Origin of the sequence: Pedobacter sp. L105 (genome assembly GCF_009765875.1) — a bacterium.
Lineage (GTDB): Bacteria > Bacteroidota > Bacteroidia > Sphingobacteriales > Sphingobacteriaceae > Pedobacter.
In genome coordinates this window covers 668,745-687,329 of record NZ_LMUP01000002.1, presented here as the reverse complement: position 1 = coordinate 687,329, position 18,585 = coordinate 668,745, and the positions used below count along the sequence as shown (strand labels likewise).

Below are 18,585 nucleotides of genomic sequence, written 5' to 3'. Positions count from 1 at the left end.
GAATAACACCAATTTAAAAGGGGATTTTTTATCATTAATCCCCTGATTTTTATCGTAATGTTTATAAATTAGGGGATTAATCCCCTTTTTTTATGAAAATACGCTACGCTCTCCTATTGTGGTTGTTTACGCTTCATTCTTTTGCTCAGCAGAAGGGAAGAATGCTGGTAACCGACCTCTACCAAATTAAAACCGCCGCAAACGCGAAGTTCTCTCCTGATGGAAAATGGTATATCTATAGTGTTAAAGCTATTGTTGCCAATGAAGATAAAAACGGAGAATTTGATTATCAATACCAATGGTTCCTGGCGCCTGCCGATCAGCATGCAGCGCCACGGGCGATAACCAATAATAAAGAAAACACAGCAGATGCCTGCTGGTCGGCCGATGGCAGACAGTTGTTTTTCGCCAGGACAGTAAAAGGCAAATCCCAGCTTTTTAGCTTGCCACTAAATGGTGGGGAAGCAAAACAGCTGACAGATTTTCGCTACGGTATTTCTAATCCAACCGTAAGTGCTGATGGTAAAACCCTTGTTTTTTCATCTTCTTTAACTACCGATGAGTTACTGAAGGACTCTATATTAAATGCTCCAAAGTTATATCCTGAGTGGAACCTGGAAAAACCTGGATTGAATGCTGCTTCCGTTTATGGAAATACAGCAAAGGGGAATGCTGATGGTAGCATTGCTGAAATCAGGGTTTATTTACAGCAGAATGAAAAGGACAAAAAGGCCAAAGTATTTAACCGGCTTAATTTCCAGGGGGAGGCATCTACAAATTCCGTGTTAAGTTATACACATTTATTCTCCCTTTCACTGGTTCATCCTGAACTCTCACCGGTGGCACTAACAAAAGGTTTTTATAGTTACAGTCTGGCAGATATCAGTCCCGATGGGCAGTACCTGCTGATCAATGCTGATCTTAATCCGGCTAAACATCCCGACAGGTCGGAAGAATCTGCAATATACCGCCTTCCTGTAACAGGAGGAACGCCAGAGCTTCTGTTAAGCGAAGCGAACTATCATGAAGCTGCCCAAAGTATTTCGCCTGATGGGAAGTGGATGGTTTATCAGGCTTCGCCTTCAAGGGGTGTGAACCTATCAAAGTCGTTTATTTATAATTTTAATACTAAACAAAAGATCAGTATCCCGCTGGAAAGGAATATGAATTCCTTTACCTGGGCTAAGGATAGCCGCTCTTTGTATTTTGCAGCCTCATCAAATGGCGGAAATGTAATCTATAACTTTCCTCTTTCTGGTAAAACGGTTAAGCGTTTATCAGATTTTGACAGTGGAATAACTTCATTTGATGTGAGCAAATCACAATTGGTTTACGCAAAACTGGATGTTGCTGATCCGTCAGAAATATACACTGCCGACCTGTCAAATAAAAATACTAAAAAGGTAAGCGCTTTAAATTCATCCTGGCTGGCCGAAAAATCACTCAGTTATCCTGTGAAAAAGACCTTTATCAATGATAAGGGGATGGAGGTTGAGTACTGGATAATGAAACCTGCAGGATGGGTAGCCGGAAAAAAGTATCCTATTATTCTGGAGATGCACGGTGGTCCGGCAGCCATGTGGGGGCCTGGCGAAGCGAGTATGTGGCATGAGTTTCAGTATTATACCGGAATGGGTTATGGTGTAGTGTACAGTAATCCCCGCGGATCAGGTGGTTATAATGAAGCCTTTTTACGCGGAAACGTGAAGGACTGGGGAGAAGGACCTATGCGGGATGTGATCAAGGCACTTGACCTGACCATTGCAGAGGGATGGGCAGACAGCACGAAACAGTTTGTAACCGGAGGATCTTACGCGGGTTATCTTACCGCCTGGGTGGTATCACATACTGATAGATTTAAAGCTGCCTGTGCGCAGCGTGGGGTTTACGACCTGACCACTTTTTTTGGTGAGGGCAATGCCTGGAGGTTAGTGCCTGATTATTTCGGTGGTTATCCCTGGGAAAAAGAAGCCAACCAGATTCTGAAAGCTGAGTCGCCGTTTACCTATGTAGATCAGATTCATACCCCCCTGATCATTTTTCATGGAGAAACAGATCTGAGGACAGGAGTAATCCAGTCGGAGATGATGTACAAAGCCCTTAAAGTTTTAGGCAGGGATGTAGAATATGTAAGGCATCCTGGCGGCACACATGAGCTTACACGTTCGGGAAATAACAGACAGCGTGTAGACCAGATGCTGAGAACCATGGAGTTTTTTGAACGTTACCGATGATTAAAAAATTAGGTACTGCCTACAAGGAATCATTTTCTGGATTAAGCCGCGAAACATGGGTGCTGAGTACGGTGATGCTGATCAACAGAAGCAGTAGTATGGCGGTGCCATTTATGAGTTTATATATGACCCAGTACCTGCGCAGACCACCATCTGATGCGGGGCTGATCATTAGTTTATTCGGATTGGGGGCAATTGCAGGAGCTGCGGCTGGGGGTAAGCTGACGGATATGATCGGCTTCAGACAAGTACAGATCCTTTCTTCCATTATCGGCGGCATATTCTTTATCTTTTTTTCTACGAAAACTGACTTTCACTTTTTATGTATGCTTACACTGGTGATCAGTTTCTTTTCTGAAGCATTCAGGCCTGCAAATTTTGCCGCTATTGCTACATATGCTGCTCCCGGAACACAAACACGTTCCTATTCGCTCAACCGGCTGGCCAATAACCTGGGCTTTGCGGCAGGCAGCAGTATGGGCGGTATTGTCGCTTCTTTCAGTTATCCCATGCTGTTTATTGTAGACGGGGCAGTAAGTGTATTGGCCGGTCTCCTCATTTTGTGGTTTTTGCCAAGGCTGAAAGGGGTGGTTAAAACGCTAAAGGGACAAACTGAGGATGCTGCGGCACTTAAACCCTGGCAGGATGTATTATTTGTTAAGTTTATACTGCTAAGCATTCTGCTCACCATCTGTTTCTTTTTAATGTTCAGGGTAGTACCGCTTTTTTATAAAGAGGTATGGCATATTAATGAGTTGTGGATAGGGCTCATCCTGGGACTGAACGGATTAATCATTGCGGTTTTTGAAATGGTGATGATCAGTAAAATTGAAAACAGGCGATCTTTGTTTCATTATATTATCTGGGGGGTATTGTTGATCGCGGTTGCTTATACTTTTTTAATGATTCCCGGTATAAATCCGGTAATTGCCGCAGTGCTGTCTATTATTACATTCACGATAGGGGAGATGTTTGCCCTACCATTTATCAACACTTTTGTGATGAGCCGTACCAATGATGCCAACCGCGGGCTATATGCTGCAGGTTATACGCTTAGCTGGTCTATTCCTCAGGTAATAGGGCCTTCAGCCGGTTTTTATCTGGCAGAAAAGTATGGTTATAACTGGCTGTGGGTCATTATGGTGCTTATTCTATTGGTTTGCGCTGCAGGATTCAGACTCCTTTGGCGAAATGTGGATTAGAATTTGCTGCTAATGATGTAATTTCGAATAAACCTAAAGATAGCCTGCTATCTTCATAAAAAAAGACAATATGAAACGTAATGCAACAGCCGTTTGGAATGGCACAATTAAAGAAGGTAAAGGTAATTTAACTACAGATAGTACTGTATTGGATCATACCCAATATTCATTCAACAGTCGTTTTGCTGATGGTGTAGGTACTAACCCTGAAGAGCTGATGGCAGCTGCCCATGCAGGCTGTTTTACCATGAAATTGAGTCTTGATCTTACTGAGGCAGGTTTTAACCCGACTTCACTGGAAACTAAAGCGACAATTACTTTAGAAAATACAGGTATTATCTCTGGTTCTCATCTGGTATTAAAAGCAAGTATTCCTGATATTACGGAAGATAAATTCCAGGAAATTGTTAAAGGTGCAAAAGAAAATTGTCCGGTAAGTAAAGCTTACAATATGGATATCACTTTAGAAGCTAGTTTAGTATAACTATCAAATAGAATAATCTTCTGGCTTCGCTTAAAGACAGCTATACTTATTTGCCGCTGAAACCTTTGCCTGCTACGCCTGCAAAATTTCGAGGCAGCAAATAAGTATAGCTATTTTTTATTAAAAGATTATTTCTCTGGAAGTTGTTTGTTTTATGAATGATCAGGTATATTGGCCATGTTCCTGATCAGTTGATCCAATTCTTTTGCACTTTCATTAATCATTTTGAACATGTTTTCAACTCCTGGTTCCATCGTCATTGACTCCAACAACAGCGTAAGCCCCATGATATTGGCTATGGGTTTTCGTACCACATGGGACTGTATATAATTGATCTGATCCAGCGTAAGCTTCGTTTTAGTCAGTATTTCCTTGGTGTCCTTTAATTCTGTGCTATTCAGCATGAATTCAGTGATATCGTGCCCAATGCAGAACATCCCGGCAGGCTGATTTGCAGCGTCAAAAATGGCTTTAAATTCCCATTGTGTAATCACATAACCACCTTTTCCATCATGTTTTCTAATCATCGCTGGAAACGCCTTTCCCGGGTGATTAACAGCGAGTTTAGAAACAGCACGGCAAACTTCGACATCATCGGGATGCATGGTAAGAGAGAAATGCTGGCCTACCAAATTTCCATGTACTTTTTCAAAAATACGCTGATAGCGTTTGTTAACATAGGAGTAATTGCTATCCACACCTACAGCAATGAGGTAATAGATATTGGAATCGTCTAATAATCTTTTCGTTTCTTCAAATTGATGCATAGTCGGGATATATCTTGATACACGGGGATTACAGATTCAATACAGAAAAGTTTGGTAACATTAGCAATAGATTACTCTTTTGGTGGCGATGCAATATTTCTTACGATGAGAAACACAACAAAAATTGCCAGCGCGATGATGATAAATTCTGATGTTCCAAAATTGACGCCGTTCATCATAAAAAGTACTATGTTCATAGGTTATGTTTTACAGATTTCAATACGCATAAGAAACCTGCGGTAAATCTAATGTTTAATCAAACAATTTGGTCTTTTATTCCTTTTTAGGGTATAGATTTCTAAAAGATTAAATTATGGACAGATTAGTAATAGAATCAATATTAGCCGATGTGGATGAAGTATATTTATCAAATGACAGTGACAAACCTGAGCTAAACCCATCAATCATACTTGGTTTTAAGGCAAATAATGTAGATCAGGTGATTCATGCTTTTACGGCATTGAAGAAAGTTACGCATAATCAGCAGGTAGAGCTGGTGATTTGTAAAACATTTACTTCCGGAATTTACGATCTGGAGATTAAAACGCCGGCACTGGATGAGCCGATAAGGATATTGAACAAAGCGATTTCACACGAATTGTTGGGGAAGATAGAGGAGCAGCTGAAAAAGAACCCTCAAATCGTATTGGGCACCAATGTGTCTGAAGAAGAGAACTGGATAAATTTAGCTAACGCACAAGTAAAGGAATGTGAAGTTTAACACATTCATTCTGGAATATAAAGGATACCCGTAATAACTTGTCCTTTTACAGGGCATAAAAAAAGCCCCTTTTGGAGCTTCTAAAAGGTTTTAAAATTTAGAACGAAAAATCATCACTATGACCTTTAGAAGTTCCGTCGTGGTTCTCTGAATATTCGTAACGTTTCTCAACAACCTCCTGGTGATTTTTGATATAGTCTACTGTTTCATTTAGTCCTTCAGCAAACTTTTCAAAATCCTCTTTGTATAAAAAGATCTTATGTTTTACAAATACACCATCTTCCAATCTTTTCTTGCTTTCCGTTAAGGTTAAATAGTAATCACCTGAGCGGGTTGCTTTAACGTCGAAAAAATATGTTCTTTTACCGGCCCTTACTTTCTTAGAAAAAACCTCTTCTCTCTCTTTGTTGTCAAATTCTCCCATGTTTGGTATTGCTGTTGGTTTTGGTTCCGGTAAATATAAAGTATTAATTATTAAAGATCAAAATAGAAATCAAAGAGATTTATTTTCTTCTTCCAATAATTGGTTTAAATATATGTCTTCATAGATACCATGAAGGCTAATTAACTCATCATGAGTGCCTTGCTCGGCAATACGCCCTTCCTCCAGGACAATAATTTTATCGGCTTTTTTGATTGTAGAAATCCTGTGGGCAATTAATATACTGGTCTTTCCTTTCATGACATTACCGAGGTTATTGAGTATTTCCTCTTCGGTTCTGGTGTCAACGGCAGAGAGACAATCGTCAAAAATTAAGATCTTTGGTTCTTTAATTAGTGCCCTGGCTATAGATACACGCTGCTTTTGTCCACCTGAAAGGGTAATTCCCCTTTCTCCCAGCATCGTCTCAAACTTCAGTTCAAAATCCATGATGTTGTGGTACACTGCTGCATTTCTTGCTGCGGTCTCAATTTCTGCATCGGTTACTTTATCAAGGCCGAAAGCAATATTATTTTTAATGTTATCAGAAAATAAAAATACTTCCTGAGGTACAAAACCTACCTGATTTCTATAAGAATTGAGGTTAACCTGCTTCATTGGGACGCCATCAACCTCAATTATGCCCGAATCTGCGTCGTACATCCGCATGATCAGATTGGCCAGGGTAGACTTTCCGGAGCCTGTGCGGCCGATAACAGCCACGAATTGCCCTGGTTCAATCTCAAAGCTTACATCTTTTAACGCATGAATGCCTGTATCCTGATATGTGAAATTAACCTGGTTAAAACTGATGTTTCCATTTACAACTGTAGCCGGAGCATCTCCTGATTTGATGTCTGATTGTAATTCCAGGAACTCATTGATCCTCTTCTGTGAGGCTGCAGCCCGCTGAATCAGGGTAGTTACCCACCCCAGCATTGTAACGGGGATAGACAGCTGGTTTACATAAACAATGAACTCCGCAATATTCCCCGCTGTAATGGAACCATCCAGCACCTGTTCTCCTCCAATATAAACCGTAAGAATGGTACTTAACCCTATCAGCAATAACATTGTAGGATAAAAAAGGGCTTGCACCTTAACCAGGCTCATCGCGCTGGTCTTGTAATTTTCACTTTCTTTGGCAAAGACTGCTCGCGTATGATCTTCACGCACATACGACTTAATTACACGAATACCTGAAAATCTTTCCTGTACAAAACTGGATAAACTTGAAAGTTGTTCCTGTATCAGTTCGCTTTTATTGTTGATCTGGGTATTGACATAATAAATGATCATCACCAGTACAGGTAGTGGCAGCAGGCAATAAGTGGCCAGCCTAGCATTAACAGCATACATCGAGGTAATGATCAGCACAAAAAGTACAGCGGTATTAATGGCATACATAATGGCCGGGCCAACATACATTCTTACCCTGTTTACATCTTCAGTAGCCCTGTTCATTAAATCACCTGTATTATTACGGCGATAAAAGCCAAGGCTCAGGTGCTGATAATGTGCGTAAATCTCATTTTTCATATCATATTCTATGTGCCTTGACATTAAGATGAGTGTCTGGCGCATAAAAAACAAGAATAATCCCCTTACTAAATAGAGGACCAATACGAGGGCACCGAAATAGAATAAACTATAGCTGAAAATGTCATAAATGATCTGCTGTCTTTCAAAACCGCTGAACAGGCCGTAGATCTGTATATTTTCTGTAATCAGGTTAAAAGCATGACCGATAACCTGGGCAGGGATCACGCCAAATATATTGGAAATGATAACAAAGAATACGCCGGGTATGATCCACCATTTATATTTGTAGAAATATTTATTTAAAAAACTGAGGTGCTTCATGTTTTGTAAAGTTATCAAATTGACGATGATTTTTGAAAACTGTTTGGTTAAAACAATGTAATTAATCTTTTTTATCAGTACTTTTGCGGACTGTCTGATAAACGAAATCATATGTCTGATAATAGTTCTGTGGTAACTTCAATTTTAGATCAACTTAGTGCTTTAGGACATAAGAAAATTGTCTATTGTAACGATCCCGATACTGGTTTGAAAGCTATTATTGCTGTTCATGACACTACGCTCGGCCCTGCATTGGGCGGTACGCGGATGTGGAATTATGCAACTGAAGCGGAAGCACTTCATGATGTACTTCGTTTATCCAGGAGTATGACTTATAAAGCAGCTATTACGGGTTTAAACCTTGGTGGGGGCAAAGCAGTCATTATCGGTGACTCCCGCAAAGGAAAGTCTGAAGCCATGATGCGCAGTTATGGACGTTTTATTAAAAATCTGAACGGTGAATTTATCACTGCTGAAGATGTTGGTACAACGACCAGGGACATGGAATTTATCAGCATGGAAACCAAACATGTAACAGGGGTACCTGAGTCTATTGGTGGTATGGGCGATCCTGCCCCAACCAGTGCAAGAGGTGTTTTTCTGGGTATCAAAGCCTGTGTAAAGGAAGTTTTTGGTACAGATACTCTTGCAGGACGTTCCGTAGTAGTACAGGGAATTGGAAACGTTGGTGAACATTTGGTAGAACTGCTCAGAAAGGAAAACGTGGAAGTTTTTATCAGTGATATTAACGAAGAACGTTTGCATCATGTAGCAAGAAAATATAAAGCTAAACCGGTTGAGGCCGATAAAATATTTGGTTTGGATGTTGATATTTATGCACCCTGCGCTTTAGGTGCCACGGTAAATGACAAGACCATTCCAAAAATGAAATTTGCCATCATTGCTGGTTCTGCTAATAATCCTCTTGCAGACGAGCAGATACATGGACAGCTGCTGCTGGAAAAGAATATTCTTTTTGCGCCGGATTACCTGATCAACGCCGGTGGCCTGATCAACTGTTATTGTGAACTGACAGGTTTTGGAAAAAAACGTGCCATACAGCTAACAGAAAATATTTATGACGCCACACGTAATGTAATTAAACTGTCTAAGGCAGATAATATCCCTACTATCCTGGCAGCAAACAGGATTGCAGAACAAAGAATTATTGATATCAAAAAAATAAAATCATCATTTTAATAACCGGTAAATTACCAACTCGTTCTTACATTCATGTTAAATAGAAGGCACTTAAGAATTAAAGCCCTGCAAAACATTTTTGCCTGGCAAATGACTGACAAAAAGGATCTACTTTCTGCAAAGAAAGAACTGATGCTCAGTATTGATAATGTTTATGAAATGTATGTCAGAATGCTGGCATTGCTTTCTGAAATTACCGAATACACGGAAATTGATGCTATAGAAAGAGCTAACAAGCACTTTCCAACAGCAGATGATCTGAATCCGAACAAGAAACTGCTCCACAATAAATTTATTGTCCTGCTGCAGAAAAACCCTGAGTTCAAGATGGCAGTAAACAAATACCAGATCAACTGGCATGCTGACCCTGAATTTATCAAAACGATCTACAATAAATTAAAATCTACTCCTGAATATACAGCTTATCTGGCTGATACAGATGACAGTCTGGAAGGTTCAAAAGAGATCATTAAATTTATTTTCAGAAAAATCATCCTGAAAAGCCAGAACATCATCCAGGCTTTTGAAGACAAATTTATCAACTGGTCGGTAGATAAGGAAGTGATGCAGGGAATGGTGGCGAAAACACTGAAAAACTTTATTTCAGAAGATCCATTAAAAAACAAACTTACGCCGATCAGTGCAGACTGGAAAGAGGATAGTAAATTTGTAGAAGACCTGTTTGTTTTTACCCTTAAAAATAACAATGAGTACCAGGCACTGATTGCAGAACGTACAAAAAACTGGGAATCTGAGCGTATAGCATTGATGGATACGATCCTGATGAAAATGGCTATTTGTGAGCTGATGAACTTTCCTTCAATTCCGGTTAAAGTAACTATCAATGAATACCTTGACTTATCAAAGGATTACAGTACGCCAAAAAGTAATTCATTTATTAACGGTATATTGGACAAAATTTTAAGCGACTTAAAGCGTACCAATAGTATTAAGAAAATTGGTCGCGGATTAATAGAAGAATAAGATGAGAAAATATATTTTACTGGCACTGACAGCAGCTTTATCAGTTGCTTGTCATCGGCCAAAGGCAGCAGACCAGGCTGGTGTAAAAGCTACGAATATTGCAGTATCATCGGCAGATGCCCCTGTTATGAGCTTTGAACAGGGGATGTTTAACTTTGGTAAGATTGCACAGGGCGATAAAGTTAAACACGATTTTAATTTTAAAAACACAGGGAAAACCCCGCTGATCATTACTGATGCAACTGCAACCTGCGGATGTACCACCCCTGATTTTCCAAAACAACCTATTAAACCAGGTGAATCCGGTATCATTAAAGTGGTTTTTAACAGCACCGGTAAATCTGGTATGCAGGATAAAGTTATCACAATCACTTCAAATGGTAACCCTGTCACCAGTGAATTGCATTTAATTGGTGAAGTAAAGGAACCTACAGCTCTATAATTTAATAATAAATTGATAAAACAAATATGACATCTACAGTAATTTTACAAGCTGCCGGCGGAAACAGTATGTTAAGTACATTGGTTCCAATGGTATTAATCATGGTGGTTTTCTACTTCTTCATGATCAGACCTCAGGTTAAAAAAGCAAAAGATCACAAAAAATTGGTTGCTGATTTGAAAAAAGGCGATAAAATTGTCACTACTGCTGGTATTCACGGCAGAATTGTGGATATGAATGAACTTACTTTCCTGATTGAAGTAGAAGGCGGTACTAAAATCCGTTTTGATAAAAGTGCAATCTCTCTGGATGCTACTAAAGCATCAACGGAAGCACCTAAGGCTTAACCGGATCTCCTATAATCAAGGCCGCTCCACTATTGGCGCGGCTTTTTTGTGTTGTTAAATTTGTTTACTTTGCATCTATGCCAGTCATTAAACTTACAAAAATAGAGCGGAAGCGCATTTTGGTATTGATCACCTGTCTGCTTTTAGCTATAGCGGGATGGCTGTTTCTGGCATTGAATAACAAGTATGTATATACCGCCAAGACTGTTCTTGTATACAAAAACTTTCCTCAGAAAAAAGCCTTTCATCCCCTTCAGTCTGATACGGTAGACCTGCAGGTGGAGGGAACAGGATGGCAATTGCTGTTTGCACGCCTGCGTGTTAATCCTCCTTCTATCAGTATTAGCCTAGATAAGCTGAACAACAGGAATTATGTGCTTTTTTCAGAACAATTGTATAATGTAAACAGCCAGCTGGAAACTTCGCAAAAAATTATATCTGTAAGACCTGATACTTTATATTTTGATTTTTCTAAACGCGCGGTAAAACGGGTTCCTGTAAAATTGATCTCCAATTTAAGCTTTGCCAAACAGTTTGGAATTTCTGATGAGATTGAACTGAAGCCTAGTTATGTAACAGTATCCGGGCCGCAGGAAGAATTGAAAAAAATAACAGAATGGAAAACCGATACACTGCGACTGCATGATATACAGGGGCCTGCTGTAACCCGGATTGCGATGAAGCAGAATACCCAGAAGAATGTAAATATATATCCTGCTAATGTAGAAGTGACCCTGCCGGTGGATGAGTTCACCGAGAAAACGCTGGAGATCCCGTTGAAAATTATTGATAATAACGACTATTATAATGTAAAACTATATCCTAAAAAGATTAAGGTTACTTTTATGGTGGCCTTATCCAGTTACCAGCAGGTAAATGAAGATTTTATTGAAGCTGTAGTAGATCTCAATGAATGGAAATTAAAAAAACACCATCAGCTGAGGGTTGAGCTCACACGCTTTCCTGATTACTGTAAACCGGTAAAGATAGTTCCTGGGAAAATTGATTTTATTATAGAAAAATAATGATTAAAGTTGGCATCACAGGTGGTATTGGAAGCGGGAAAAGTACCGTTTGCAGGATATTTGAAAACTTCGGTATCCCTGTTTTTTATGCTGACACGGTAGCAAAAAATATCATGGTAGCGGACCCTTTGCTGGTAGCAGGAGTGAAGGCAGCCTTTGGAGTGGAAAGTTACAGCCCTGAAGGCAGGCTCAACAACAAACATATTGCACAGCTGGTATTTAACAACAGCGAAGAGCTGGCAAAGTTAAATGCGTTGGTTCATCCGGCAGTATTCCGGGCTTTTGACCGTTGGCTGGAAGCTGTACCGGCTGGTGTTCCCTATATCCTTAAAGAAGCCGCCTTATTGTTTGAAAGCGGATCTTATAAAACCTGTGATCAAAGTATTCTGGTTATTGCGCCGCTACCGCTGAGAATAAAGCGGGTGATGGAAAGGGATAGCCTAAGCGCTGAGCAGATACAGGCGCGGGTAGATAAACAGATGAGCGACGATGAAAAGATCAAAATGGCAGATTTCCTGATCAGGAATGACGAAAGCCAGTCGCTTATACTCCAGGTAATGCAGCTTCACCATCAATTTATAAATAGAATAGCATAAATGATATTAGATGACTTTTTAGTGCCGACTAAAATTGGGCTGTTTTGCTCCTATGGAAATTTTTATCTCGACCCTAAGGAGTTAGTTAAAGATGCAGTGATCTCACATGCGCATGGCGATCATGCCATAGGGGGGAATTTAAACGTATACTGTACCAGGGCTACCTCATTATTTATGCTGCAGCGTTATAAAAAATTCGCTGGTGAGGAGTTTCATGTCAAAGAGTTTAACAGTCCTTTTATACTAAATGAGGTAAAAATCAGTTTTATTCCTGCGGGACATATGCTGGGTTCTGCCCTGGTGTTAATGGAATATAAGGGGATACGTTATCTTTATACTGGGGATTATAAGCTGCAGCCAGATGATACCTGTGAGCCTATTGAATTTGTTGAAGCAGATGTACTGATCACAGAAACCACCTTTGCCAACCCTGAGACCAGTCATCCGGATGTGATCACTGAGATCAGCAAATTAAACGCAACAAAAAATAATATCATGCTTGGTGCTTATGCTCTGGGTAAAAGTCAGCGTTTAATCAGGCTGATCAATGATCATTGTCCTCAGAAAAGGATTTTGGTACACTACAACATTTTGCCTTTTGTAAGGGTATATGAGCAAATGGGAATCAATTTGGGTAAATATGAGGTGTTTGACCGCAAAGTGATGAAAGCCAATATGACAGATATCATCTACCTGGTACCGCCATTAGTTTACCATAGTCACAACAAGGCATTGAATGTTATGAAAGTATTTGCATCGGGGTGGAAAAACCTGCAAAATAAGGCTGGAATTGAACTATATATATCTGATCATGTAGATTGGGCTGATATTGTTTTAACCATAGAAAAGGTTAAACCTAAGGAAATATGGACTACACATGGAAGTGGGATAGAATTAAAAAATTATTTTAAAAACATTTTGGCCGTTAAATTGCTTAACTGATGGAAGAAGAAGCCGACTACTATTTTAATGAGGAAGATTTATTGGTTTTTACCGCTTCATATCACCTTAAAAGAGGAAATTGCTGTAAAAATGAATGTAAACATTGTCCCTGGAATTATGGGCGGCCAAAAAATACTGATAGTGAAACGAAAAATAACAAAACTAGCTAATTGATGTAATGTCTAAAGAAATTAAAGTCCCGCGCTACGAAAGCCCATTTCATGAGGCTATCGTTAATGTGTCTTTCACCCAAAACTGGTGTAATGACAAGGTCAAACAGGCCGTAGCACCCTTTGATGTCACTTCACAGCAATTTAATGTGCTGAGGATTCTTCGCGGACAATATCCGAACCCTTCTACGATTAATCTGATCAAAGCAAGGATGCTGGATAAAATGAGTGACGCTTCCAGGATCGTAGACAGGCTGGTACAAAAGGACCTGGTCATGAAAAAGATCAATAACTATGACAAACGTGCTGTTGATATCGTTATTACTGAGAAGGGGATGTTATTGTTAAAGAAAACCGACAAAGAAGTTGATCTTTCGGCCATTTTGTCTTCCAATCTGACAAAAGAAGAAGTCGATCAATTAAATGTGCTGCTTGAAAAAGCAAGGGGGAGCGAATAATTCCCCCTTTTTTAGGAGACGTAAAATCCAATCAATGCTATACTGACTCCCAGTAATACGGCAACCATTTTCCGTCTTGATACTTTATGTTCAACGCCTGATTCAAATAATATGGTAGTGGAGATATGTAAAAATATACCAATTACGATTCCCATGATCTTGTTGAAATAAAGTGCTATTCCCCCAACTGCGCCAGAACTGATACCAACACTCAGTAAAAATCCTAACGGCGCCATTATGGCGAAAACAAACAGATAGAAGACAATCTTGTTCGTAGAAAATTTGTTCTGCATCAGAATACTTGCCAAGGCGAATGCTGCCGGAATGTGGTGCAGGGCGATACCAAAGATCAATGCATTGTGATGATCTACAGCTAGCGGCATCCCTTCCAGAAAAGCATGCAAACAAAGGCTGATCATGATCCCATAAGGAAAAATCTGAAGCTCATTGTCATGCTGATGATGAACATGCCCGTGTTCTACACCATCAGAGAACTGTTCCAGAAAGATTTGCAATAAAAAGCCAATCAGGATATAAATACCAATCTGATCGTGATCAGGTCCGCTGTAGGCATCAGGAATCAGGTGTAATACGGTAATTGCAAATAAATAAGCCCCACTAAAAGACAGGATCAGCTTCAGCAATTGCGATTTGTCGCTTTTCACCAAAAAGATGCACAATCCGCCTAAAAAAGCACAAAAGAAAAGCACTAGAATTTTCCAGGTCTCCATTATAGTTCGGGCTGTAGTTTTTTATAAAGTATGGAGACTAAAATACCCATTGTAGTGCCTAATGCTGCCCCCGCAAGGGTGTCAATCGGATAATGCACACCAACATAGATCTGTGCAAATGAAATAATAAAAGCCCATGTCAGCCCTATGGGAAGAATGGGTTTCCATTTTGGATAGAAAACCAGGATCAGGAAAACTGCTATGCCAAAATGGTTCGTGGCATGTGCAGAAGGAAAGCTATAACCGCTGCCGCAGGGGACACGATGGATAATGCCTTGCAGGCTAAGGTCGTTGCATGGCCTTAACCGCGCAACAAATGGCTTGATCAACCGTGAAGATACCATATCTCCCAGCGCAAAGGTGAGCAGGATACCCCCAATAATATACCATCCTTTTTTTTTGTATTCCCTGAGAAAGAAGATGATCATAAACAGGTATAAGGGCGACCAGAAGAACCGGTTTCGCATCAGTGGTAGCAGCCAATCCAAAAAGCCATTGGACATGCCCCTGTTGATTTTCAGGAAAAGCTCCACATCGAAATTATGTAAACTCTCTATCATATTTTTTCGCAGACAAGTATTAATCTTTCAGATTTGCTCACATCAAAAGCATCCAGTTTATAGTTCCCAAAGGTCGCCGTGATAGCAAGTCCGCTTTTTTCAAACAGCTGTTCAAAATCTGCAAGGATAAAAGCCTGGACCTTCTCTTCAAATGCAAAGTGTTTGCCTTTGTGTTCGAAATTGATTTTTTTGATGATCCTTCCTTGTGAAACAGACTTTTGGATATCAAAATCAATTCCTTCAATAGTTTTTGTTTCATTATGGGTAAGATGGCCAAGGATCTTGCTGGCATTGAAATAGTCTATCACCACTTTGCCATCATCTTTGATACTTTTTCTGAATGATTTCAGTGCATTAATATGCTCCTTTTCTGTGTCAAAGTAACCAAAACTGGTGAAAAGGTTCATGGCTATATCATAGTAATTGACATAACCCAGCTTGCGCATATCATGAACGAAAAAATGTAAATGCGGCTGTTCGAACTGTTTGGCATATTTGATATTCTGTTCGGAGAGGTCAATGCCTGTCACATCGAAACCTTTCTTTTGTAGATAAACAGAATGGCGGCCCCTTCCGCAGGCAATATCAAGAATTTTGGAACCTGGTGCAGGCTGGAGGTAAGCAGTTAAGTTATCAATTAAAAATTCGGCTTCTTCGTCATTTCGCTGGCTATAAAGTATATGATAGTAGGGGGAATTAAACCAGTACTGAAACCACTTTCGCTGCATAGGGCCTTGTTAAATTTTGGAGTGGCAAATATAGCGATTAAGTAATGCAACGAAGTTGATATTTCAGATGATTCGGTTTAATTGACCTCTCTTCTTAAATTTTTTGTATTTTTGGAAAACTAATTTTACAGCATTGACACTCATAAAATCTATCTCCGGAATCAGGGGAACCATCGGTGGTCTGGCCGGAAACGGACTGACGCCTATTGATATAGTGAAGTTTACCGCGGCTTATGGTACGTGGGTAATACAGCGGACAAATATAAAAAGAGTTGTTTTGGGACGTGATGCACGCATCTCGGGCGAAATGGTTAACAATTTAGTTACAGGCACCCTGCAGGGGCTTGGAATTGAAGTGATCGACCTGGGTTTATCTACTACACCTACGGTAGAAATAGCCGTACCCATGGAAAAAGCCGGAGGAGGAATTATTCTTACCGCGAGCCATAATCCAAAACAATGGAATGCACTAAAGCTGCTCAACGAAAACGGCGAGTTTATCAGCGATGAAAACGGTAAAGAAGTACTGGACATCGCAGAAAAATCAGAGTTTTCTTTTGCAGAGGTAAATGACCTTGGGAAAGTGATTTATGATGACAGTTATCTGCAAAAACATATAGATGCTATTCTTGCGCTCCCTTTAGTTGATGTGGAACTGATCAGAAAAGCTAATTTTAAAATTGCGATTGACTGTGTAAATTCAACAGGAGGCATTTTTATCCCTGCTTTATTAAAAGCGCTGGGCGTAAAAACAGTATATGAACTGTATTGTACACCAGACGGCGAGTTTCCGCATAATCCTGAGCCTTTGCCAGAAAACCTGACCGAAATTGCGAAGGTGGTACAGAATAAACAGGCCGACCTGGGTATTGTGGTTGATCCTGATGTAGACCGCTTATGTTTTGTATGTGAAGACGGGTCGATGTTTGGTGAAGAGTATACATTGGTAGCTGTGGCGGATTATATCCTTCAGCATACACCGGGTAATACGGTTTCCAATTTATCTTCTACACGGGCACTGAGAGATGTAACCCTAAGGGCCGGTACAGAATATAATGCTGCTGCAGTTGGTGAAGTGAATGTGGTTAATCAGATGAAAGCTACGCATGCCATAATCGGTGGTGAAGGAAATGGTGGTATCATCTATCCTGAACTGCATTACGGACGTGATGCTTTAGTTGGGATTGCTTTATTCTTAACTCACCTGGCAAAATTTGGGAAGTCGGTTTCACTGCTGAAAAGTAGTTATCCAAATTACCATATCTCCAAAAATAAAATTACGTTAACGCCGGAGATGGATATCGATGCGTTATTGGTTAAAGTGCAGGAGAAATATAAAAAACAGCCTAACAGTACAATAGATGGCTTAAAAATTGAATTTGATAAGGAGTGGGTACACTTGCGTAAATCTAATACAGAGCCAATTATCCGTATTTACAGTGAAGCGGAAAATGAAACTGTAGCAGAAAACCTGGCCAATAAAATCATATCAGATATCAAAGAAATTTTAAAATTGAATTAACACAAATGGACAGAATCTATTTAGATAATGCAGCGACTACACCTCTTGATAAAGAAGTGATAGCGGAAATGGTTAATGTCATGGAAAACTATTATGGTAATCCATCGTCTATTCATGCACAGGGCCGTGAGGTAAGAACGCTGGTAGAAAAGGCGCGAAAAACTGTGGCCGGGCTGCTAAACGCTGTACCTGCAGAGATCTTTTTTACCTCCGGCGGTACAGAAGCTGATAACATGGCTATCCGTTGTGGTATTGCTGCCTATGGCATTAAACATGCTATCACGTCGAAAATAGAACACCACGCTGTAGAACATACTTTGGAGCAGTTGTTAAAAGACGGTGTAATTGATAAATTGAGCTTTGTTCGTATCGATTCAAAAGGAAATGTTGATTACAATCACCTGGAGGAGCTGTTAAAAGAAAATCCACGCTCGATGGTTTCCCTGATGCATGCCAACAATGAACTGGGAACGCTGACGGACATAGAAAGGGTAGGGGATATCTGTGAGCGTTATGATGCCATATACCATTGTGATACAGTGCAGACTATGGGGCACTATCAACATGATGTCAGAAAGTTGAAAGCACATTTTATCGTTTGTGCAGCGCATAAATTACATGGGCCAAAAGGAGTAGGTTTCATTTATGTGAACCATGCGGTTAAAATCAACCCTTTGATCTATGGCGGTGCGCAGGAACGTAACATGCGCGGCGGAACCGAGAATATCTATGGGATAGTTGGTTTGGCTAAAGCCCTTGAAATGGCCTACAGTAAAATGGAAGAACATCAGCAGGAGATTCAGGAATTGAAAACTTATATGAAAGAAAAATTAACGGCTGAAGTTCCGGGGATTTTCTTTAATGGGGAAACAGATCCTCAAAACAGTTTATATACCGTACTTAGTGTTTCATTCCCGGAAATGGATATGGCCGATATGCTGCTTTTCAATTTGGATATTAATGGTATTTCTGCTTCAGGCGGCAGTGCCTGTTCATCAGGTTCTAACATCGGTTCGCATGTATTGACTGGTATCGCGGCTGATCCCAACCGTCCCTCAGTTAGGTTCTCTTTCAGTAAATACAATACCAAAGAAGAAATTGATTATGTTATTGAAAAGGTTAAACATATTGTTGAACAGAACATTGTGGTTTAATCAGGATTGATAAAGAAAAAACCCTGATCCATGG

Annotated in this window: 22 protein-coding genes; 15 read left to right on the top strand and 7 right to left on the bottom strand. The window is 40.0% G+C overall.

Annotated features, from left to right (window positions below; all coding sequences use genetic code 11):
• The first annotated feature begins 92 nt into the window (after window positions 1–92).
• From GSQ84_RS04140 to GSQ84_RS04130, 3 genes are all read left to right on the top strand, one after another.
• Window positions 93–2,234 (top strand): S9 family peptidase, encoded by a 2,142-nt coding sequence (locus GSQ84_RS04140; protein WP_158795976.1) that lies wholly within the window; start codon window positions 93–95, stop codon window positions 2,232–2,234.
• Window positions 2,231–3,436, top strand: coding sequence for an MFS transporter (locus GSQ84_RS04135; RefSeq protein WP_158795975.1), 1,206 nt, complete (start codon window positions 2,231–2,233; stop codon window positions 3,434–3,436). Before GSQ84_RS04140 ends, GSQ84_RS04135 begins: the two co-directional genes overlap by 4 nt.
• Window positions 3,437–3,506: 70 nt before the next feature.
• Window positions 3,507–3,920 (top strand): OsmC family protein, encoded by a 414-nt coding sequence (locus GSQ84_RS04130; RefSeq protein ID WP_158795974.1) that lies wholly within the window; start codon window positions 3,507–3,509, stop codon window positions 3,918–3,920.
• Between the two features lie 152 nt (window positions 3,921–4,072).
• On the opposite strand, the gene GSQ84_RS04125 is transcribed toward GSQ84_RS04130, so the two are convergent.
• Window positions 4,073–4,687, bottom strand: coding sequence for a PAS domain-containing protein (locus GSQ84_RS04125; protein ID WP_158795973.1), 615 nt, complete (start codon window positions 4,685–4,687; stop codon window positions 4,073–4,075).
• 71 nt (window positions 4,688–4,758) lie between these two features.
• The gene (locus tag GSQ84_RS28185) at window positions 4,759–4,884 is read right to left on the bottom strand and encodes a hypothetical protein (RefSeq protein WP_256377520.1); all 126 of its coding nucleotides are present in this window, start codon (window positions 4,882–4,884) and stop codon (window positions 4,759–4,761) included.
• Between the two features lie 116 nt (window positions 4,885–5,000).
• On the opposite strand from GSQ84_RS28185, the gene GSQ84_RS04120 reads away from it, so the two are divergent.
• Complete coding sequence (locus GSQ84_RS04120) at window positions 5,001–5,408, top strand: hypothetical protein (RefSeq protein ID WP_158795972.1); 408 nt, start codon at window positions 5,001–5,003, stop codon at window positions 5,406–5,408.
• A gap of 97 nt (window positions 5,409–5,505) precedes the next feature.
• Here the strand turns inward: GSQ84_RS04120 and GSQ84_RS04115 are convergent, their stop codons facing one another.
• Window positions 5,506–5,832 (bottom strand): DUF3276 family protein, encoded by a 327-nt coding sequence (locus GSQ84_RS04115; RefSeq protein WP_158795971.1) that lies wholly within the window; start codon window positions 5,830–5,832, stop codon window positions 5,506–5,508.
• A 69-nt stretch (window positions 5,833–5,901) separates the two neighbouring features.
• A complete protein-coding gene (locus tag GSQ84_RS04110) occupies window positions 5,902–7,692 on the bottom strand; it encodes an ABC transporter ATP-binding protein (protein ID WP_158795970.1) in 1,791 nt (596 codons plus the stop codon).
• A 111-nt stretch (window positions 7,693–7,803) separates the two neighbouring features.
• Between GSQ84_RS04110 and GSQ84_RS04105 the strand changes: the two genes are divergently transcribed.
• The 9 genes from GSQ84_RS04105 (at window position 7,804) to GSQ84_RS04065 (ending at window position 13,856) form a co-directional block, all read left to right on the top strand.
• Window positions 7,804–8,892, top strand: a complete 1,089-nt coding sequence (locus GSQ84_RS04105) for a Glu/Leu/Phe/Val dehydrogenase (RefSeq protein ID WP_158795969.1) — start codon at window positions 7,804–7,806, stop codon at window positions 8,890–8,892.
• A gap of 90 nt (window positions 8,893–8,982) precedes the next feature.
• Window positions 8,983–9,876: a transcription antitermination factor NusB gene (gene nusB, locus GSQ84_RS04100; protein ID WP_254070774.1), complete on the top strand. Its 894-nt coding sequence runs from the start codon at window positions 8,983–8,985 to the stop codon at window positions 9,874–9,876.
• Between the two features lies 1 nt (window position 9,877).
• On the top strand, window positions 9,878–10,318 hold the full coding sequence (locus GSQ84_RS04095) for a DUF1573 domain-containing protein (RefSeq protein WP_158795967.1): 441 nt from the start codon (window positions 9,878–9,880) through the stop codon (window positions 10,316–10,318).
• 26 nt (window positions 10,319–10,344) lie between these two features.
• Window positions 10,345–10,665, top strand: a complete 321-nt coding sequence (yajC, locus tag GSQ84_RS04090; protein ID WP_158795966.1) for a preprotein translocase subunit YajC — start codon at window positions 10,345–10,347, stop codon at window positions 10,663–10,665.
• 77 nt (window positions 10,666–10,742) lie between these two features.
• Window positions 10,743–11,690, top strand: a complete 948-nt coding sequence (locus tag GSQ84_RS04085) for a YbbR-like domain-containing protein (protein ID WP_158795965.1) — start codon at window positions 10,743–10,745, stop codon at window positions 11,688–11,690.
• Window positions 11,690–12,286, top strand: coding sequence for a dephospho-CoA kinase (coaE, locus tag GSQ84_RS04080; protein ID WP_158795964.1), 597 nt, complete (start codon window positions 11,690–11,692; stop codon window positions 12,284–12,286). The genes GSQ84_RS04085 and coaE overlap by 1 nt, the downstream gene beginning before the upstream one ends.
• On the top strand, window positions 12,287–13,228 hold the full coding sequence (locus GSQ84_RS04075; protein ID WP_158795963.1) for an MBL fold metallo-hydrolase: 942 nt from the start codon (window positions 12,287–12,289) through the stop codon (window positions 13,226–13,228).
• The gene (locus GSQ84_RS04070) at window positions 13,228–13,398 is read left to right on the top strand and encodes a DUF5522 domain-containing protein (protein WP_158795962.1); all 171 of its coding nucleotides are present in this window, start codon (window positions 13,228–13,230) and stop codon (window positions 13,396–13,398) included. Before GSQ84_RS04075 ends, GSQ84_RS04070 begins: the two co-directional genes overlap by 1 nt.
• Before the next feature lie 8 nt (window positions 13,399–13,406).
• Window positions 13,407–13,856 carry a MarR family winged helix-turn-helix transcriptional regulator gene (locus GSQ84_RS04065; RefSeq protein ID WP_158795961.1) on the top strand — a complete coding sequence of 150 codons (450 nt, stop codon included), beginning with the start codon at window positions 13,407–13,409 and terminating at the stop codon, window positions 13,854–13,856.
• Window positions 13,857–13,867: 11 nt separating this feature from the next.
• Here GSQ84_RS04065 and GSQ84_RS04060 read toward each other — a convergent pair whose 3' ends face one another.
• From GSQ84_RS04060 to GSQ84_RS04050, 3 genes are read right to left on the bottom strand one after another with little or no spacing between them, the layout of a single operon-like run.
• On the bottom strand, window positions 13,868–14,587 hold the full coding sequence (locus GSQ84_RS04060) for a ZIP family metal transporter (protein WP_158795960.1): 720 nt from the start codon (window positions 14,585–14,587) through the stop codon (window positions 13,868–13,870).
• Window positions 14,587–15,147 carry a phosphatase PAP2 family protein gene (locus tag GSQ84_RS04055; RefSeq protein ID WP_158795959.1) on the bottom strand — a complete coding sequence of 187 codons (561 nt, stop codon included), beginning with the start codon at window positions 15,145–15,147 and terminating at the stop codon, window positions 14,587–14,589. Before GSQ84_RS04055 ends, GSQ84_RS04060 begins: the two co-directional genes overlap by 1 nt.
• Window positions 15,144–15,875 (bottom strand): bifunctional 2-polyprenyl-6-hydroxyphenol methylase/3-demethylubiquinol 3-O-methyltransferase UbiG, encoded by a 732-nt coding sequence (locus tag GSQ84_RS04050; protein ID WP_158795958.1) that lies wholly within the window; start codon window positions 15,873–15,875, stop codon window positions 15,144–15,146. Before GSQ84_RS04050 ends, GSQ84_RS04055 begins: the two co-directional genes overlap by 4 nt.
• Before the next feature lie 133 nt (window positions 15,876–16,008).
• Between GSQ84_RS04050 and glmM the strand changes: the two genes are divergently transcribed.
• A complete protein-coding gene (gene glmM / locus GSQ84_RS04045; protein ID WP_158795957.1) occupies window positions 16,009–17,397 on the top strand; it encodes a phosphoglucosamine mutase in 1,389 nt (462 codons plus the stop codon).
• A gap of 5 nt (window positions 17,398–17,402) precedes the next feature.
• Window positions 17,403–18,551 carry a cysteine desulfurase family protein gene (locus GSQ84_RS04040; RefSeq protein WP_158795956.1) on the top strand — a complete coding sequence of 383 codons (1,149 nt, stop codon included), beginning with the start codon at window positions 17,403–17,405 and terminating at the stop codon, window positions 18,549–18,551.
• The last annotated feature ends 34 nt before the right edge of the window (window positions 18,552–18,585 follow it).

Coding starts and splice junctions, on each gene's coding strand:
- GSQ84_RS04140 (WP_158795976.1), top strand. CDS start 93: ATGAAAATACGCTACGCTCTCCTATTGTGGTTGTTTACGCTTCATTCT.
- GSQ84_RS04135 (WP_158795975.1), top strand. CDS start 2,231: ATGATTAAAAAATTAGGTACTGCCTACAAGGAATCATTTTCTGGATTA.
- GSQ84_RS04130 (WP_158795974.1), top strand. CDS start 3,507: ATGAAACGTAATGCAACAGCCGTTTGGAATGGCACAATTAAAGAAGGT.
- GSQ84_RS04125 (WP_158795973.1), bottom strand. CDS start 4,687: ATGCATCAATTTGAAGAAACGAAAAGATTATTAGACGATTCCAATATC.
- GSQ84_RS28185 (WP_256377520.1), bottom strand. CDS start 4,884: ATGAACATAGTACTTTTTATGATGAACGGCGTCAATTTTGGAACATCA.
- GSQ84_RS04120 (WP_158795972.1), top strand. CDS start 5,001: ATGGACAGATTAGTAATAGAATCAATATTAGCCGATGTGGATGAAGTA.
- GSQ84_RS04115 (WP_158795971.1), bottom strand. CDS start 5,832: ATGGGAGAATTTGACAACAAAGAGAGAGAAGAGGTTTTTTCTAAGAAA.
- GSQ84_RS04110 (WP_158795970.1), bottom strand. CDS start 7,692: ATGAAGCACCTCAGTTTTTTAAATAAATATTTCTACAAATATAAATGG.
- GSQ84_RS04105 (WP_158795969.1), top strand. CDS start 7,804: ATGTCTGATAATAGTTCTGTGGTAACTTCAATTTTAGATCAACTTAGT.
- nusB (WP_254070774.1), top strand. CDS start 8,983: ATGACTGACAAAAAGGATCTACTTTCTGCAAAGAAAGAACTGATGCTC.
- GSQ84_RS04095 (WP_158795967.1), top strand. CDS start 9,878: ATGAGAAAATATATTTTACTGGCACTGACAGCAGCTTTATCAGTTGCT.
- yajC (WP_158795966.1), top strand. CDS start 10,345: ATGACATCTACAGTAATTTTACAAGCTGCCGGCGGAAACAGTATGTTA.
- GSQ84_RS04085 (WP_158795965.1), top strand. CDS start 10,743: ATGCCAGTCATTAAACTTACAAAAATAGAGCGGAAGCGCATTTTGGTA.
- coaE (WP_158795964.1), top strand. CDS start 11,690: ATGATTAAAGTTGGCATCACAGGTGGTATTGGAAGCGGGAAAAGTACC.
- GSQ84_RS04075 (WP_158795963.1), top strand. CDS start 12,287: ATGATATTAGATGACTTTTTAGTGCCGACTAAAATTGGGCTGTTTTGC.
- GSQ84_RS04070 (WP_158795962.1), top strand. CDS start 13,228: ATGGAAGAAGAAGCCGACTACTATTTTAATGAGGAAGATTTATTGGTT.
- GSQ84_RS04065 (WP_158795961.1), top strand. CDS start 13,407: ATGTCTAAAGAAATTAAAGTCCCGCGCTACGAAAGCCCATTTCATGAG.
- GSQ84_RS04060 (WP_158795960.1), bottom strand. CDS start 14,587: ATGGAGACCTGGAAAATTCTAGTGCTTTTCTTTTGTGCTTTTTTAGGC.
- GSQ84_RS04055 (WP_158795959.1), bottom strand. CDS start 15,147: ATGATAGAGAGTTTACATAATTTCGATGTGGAGCTTTTCCTGAAAATC.
- GSQ84_RS04050 (WP_158795958.1), bottom strand. CDS start 15,875: ATGCAGCGAAAGTGGTTTCAGTACTGGTTTAATTCCCCCTACTATCAT.
- GSQ84_RS04040 (WP_158795956.1), top strand. CDS start 17,403: ATGGACAGAATCTATTTAGATAATGCAGCGACTACACCTCTTGATAAA.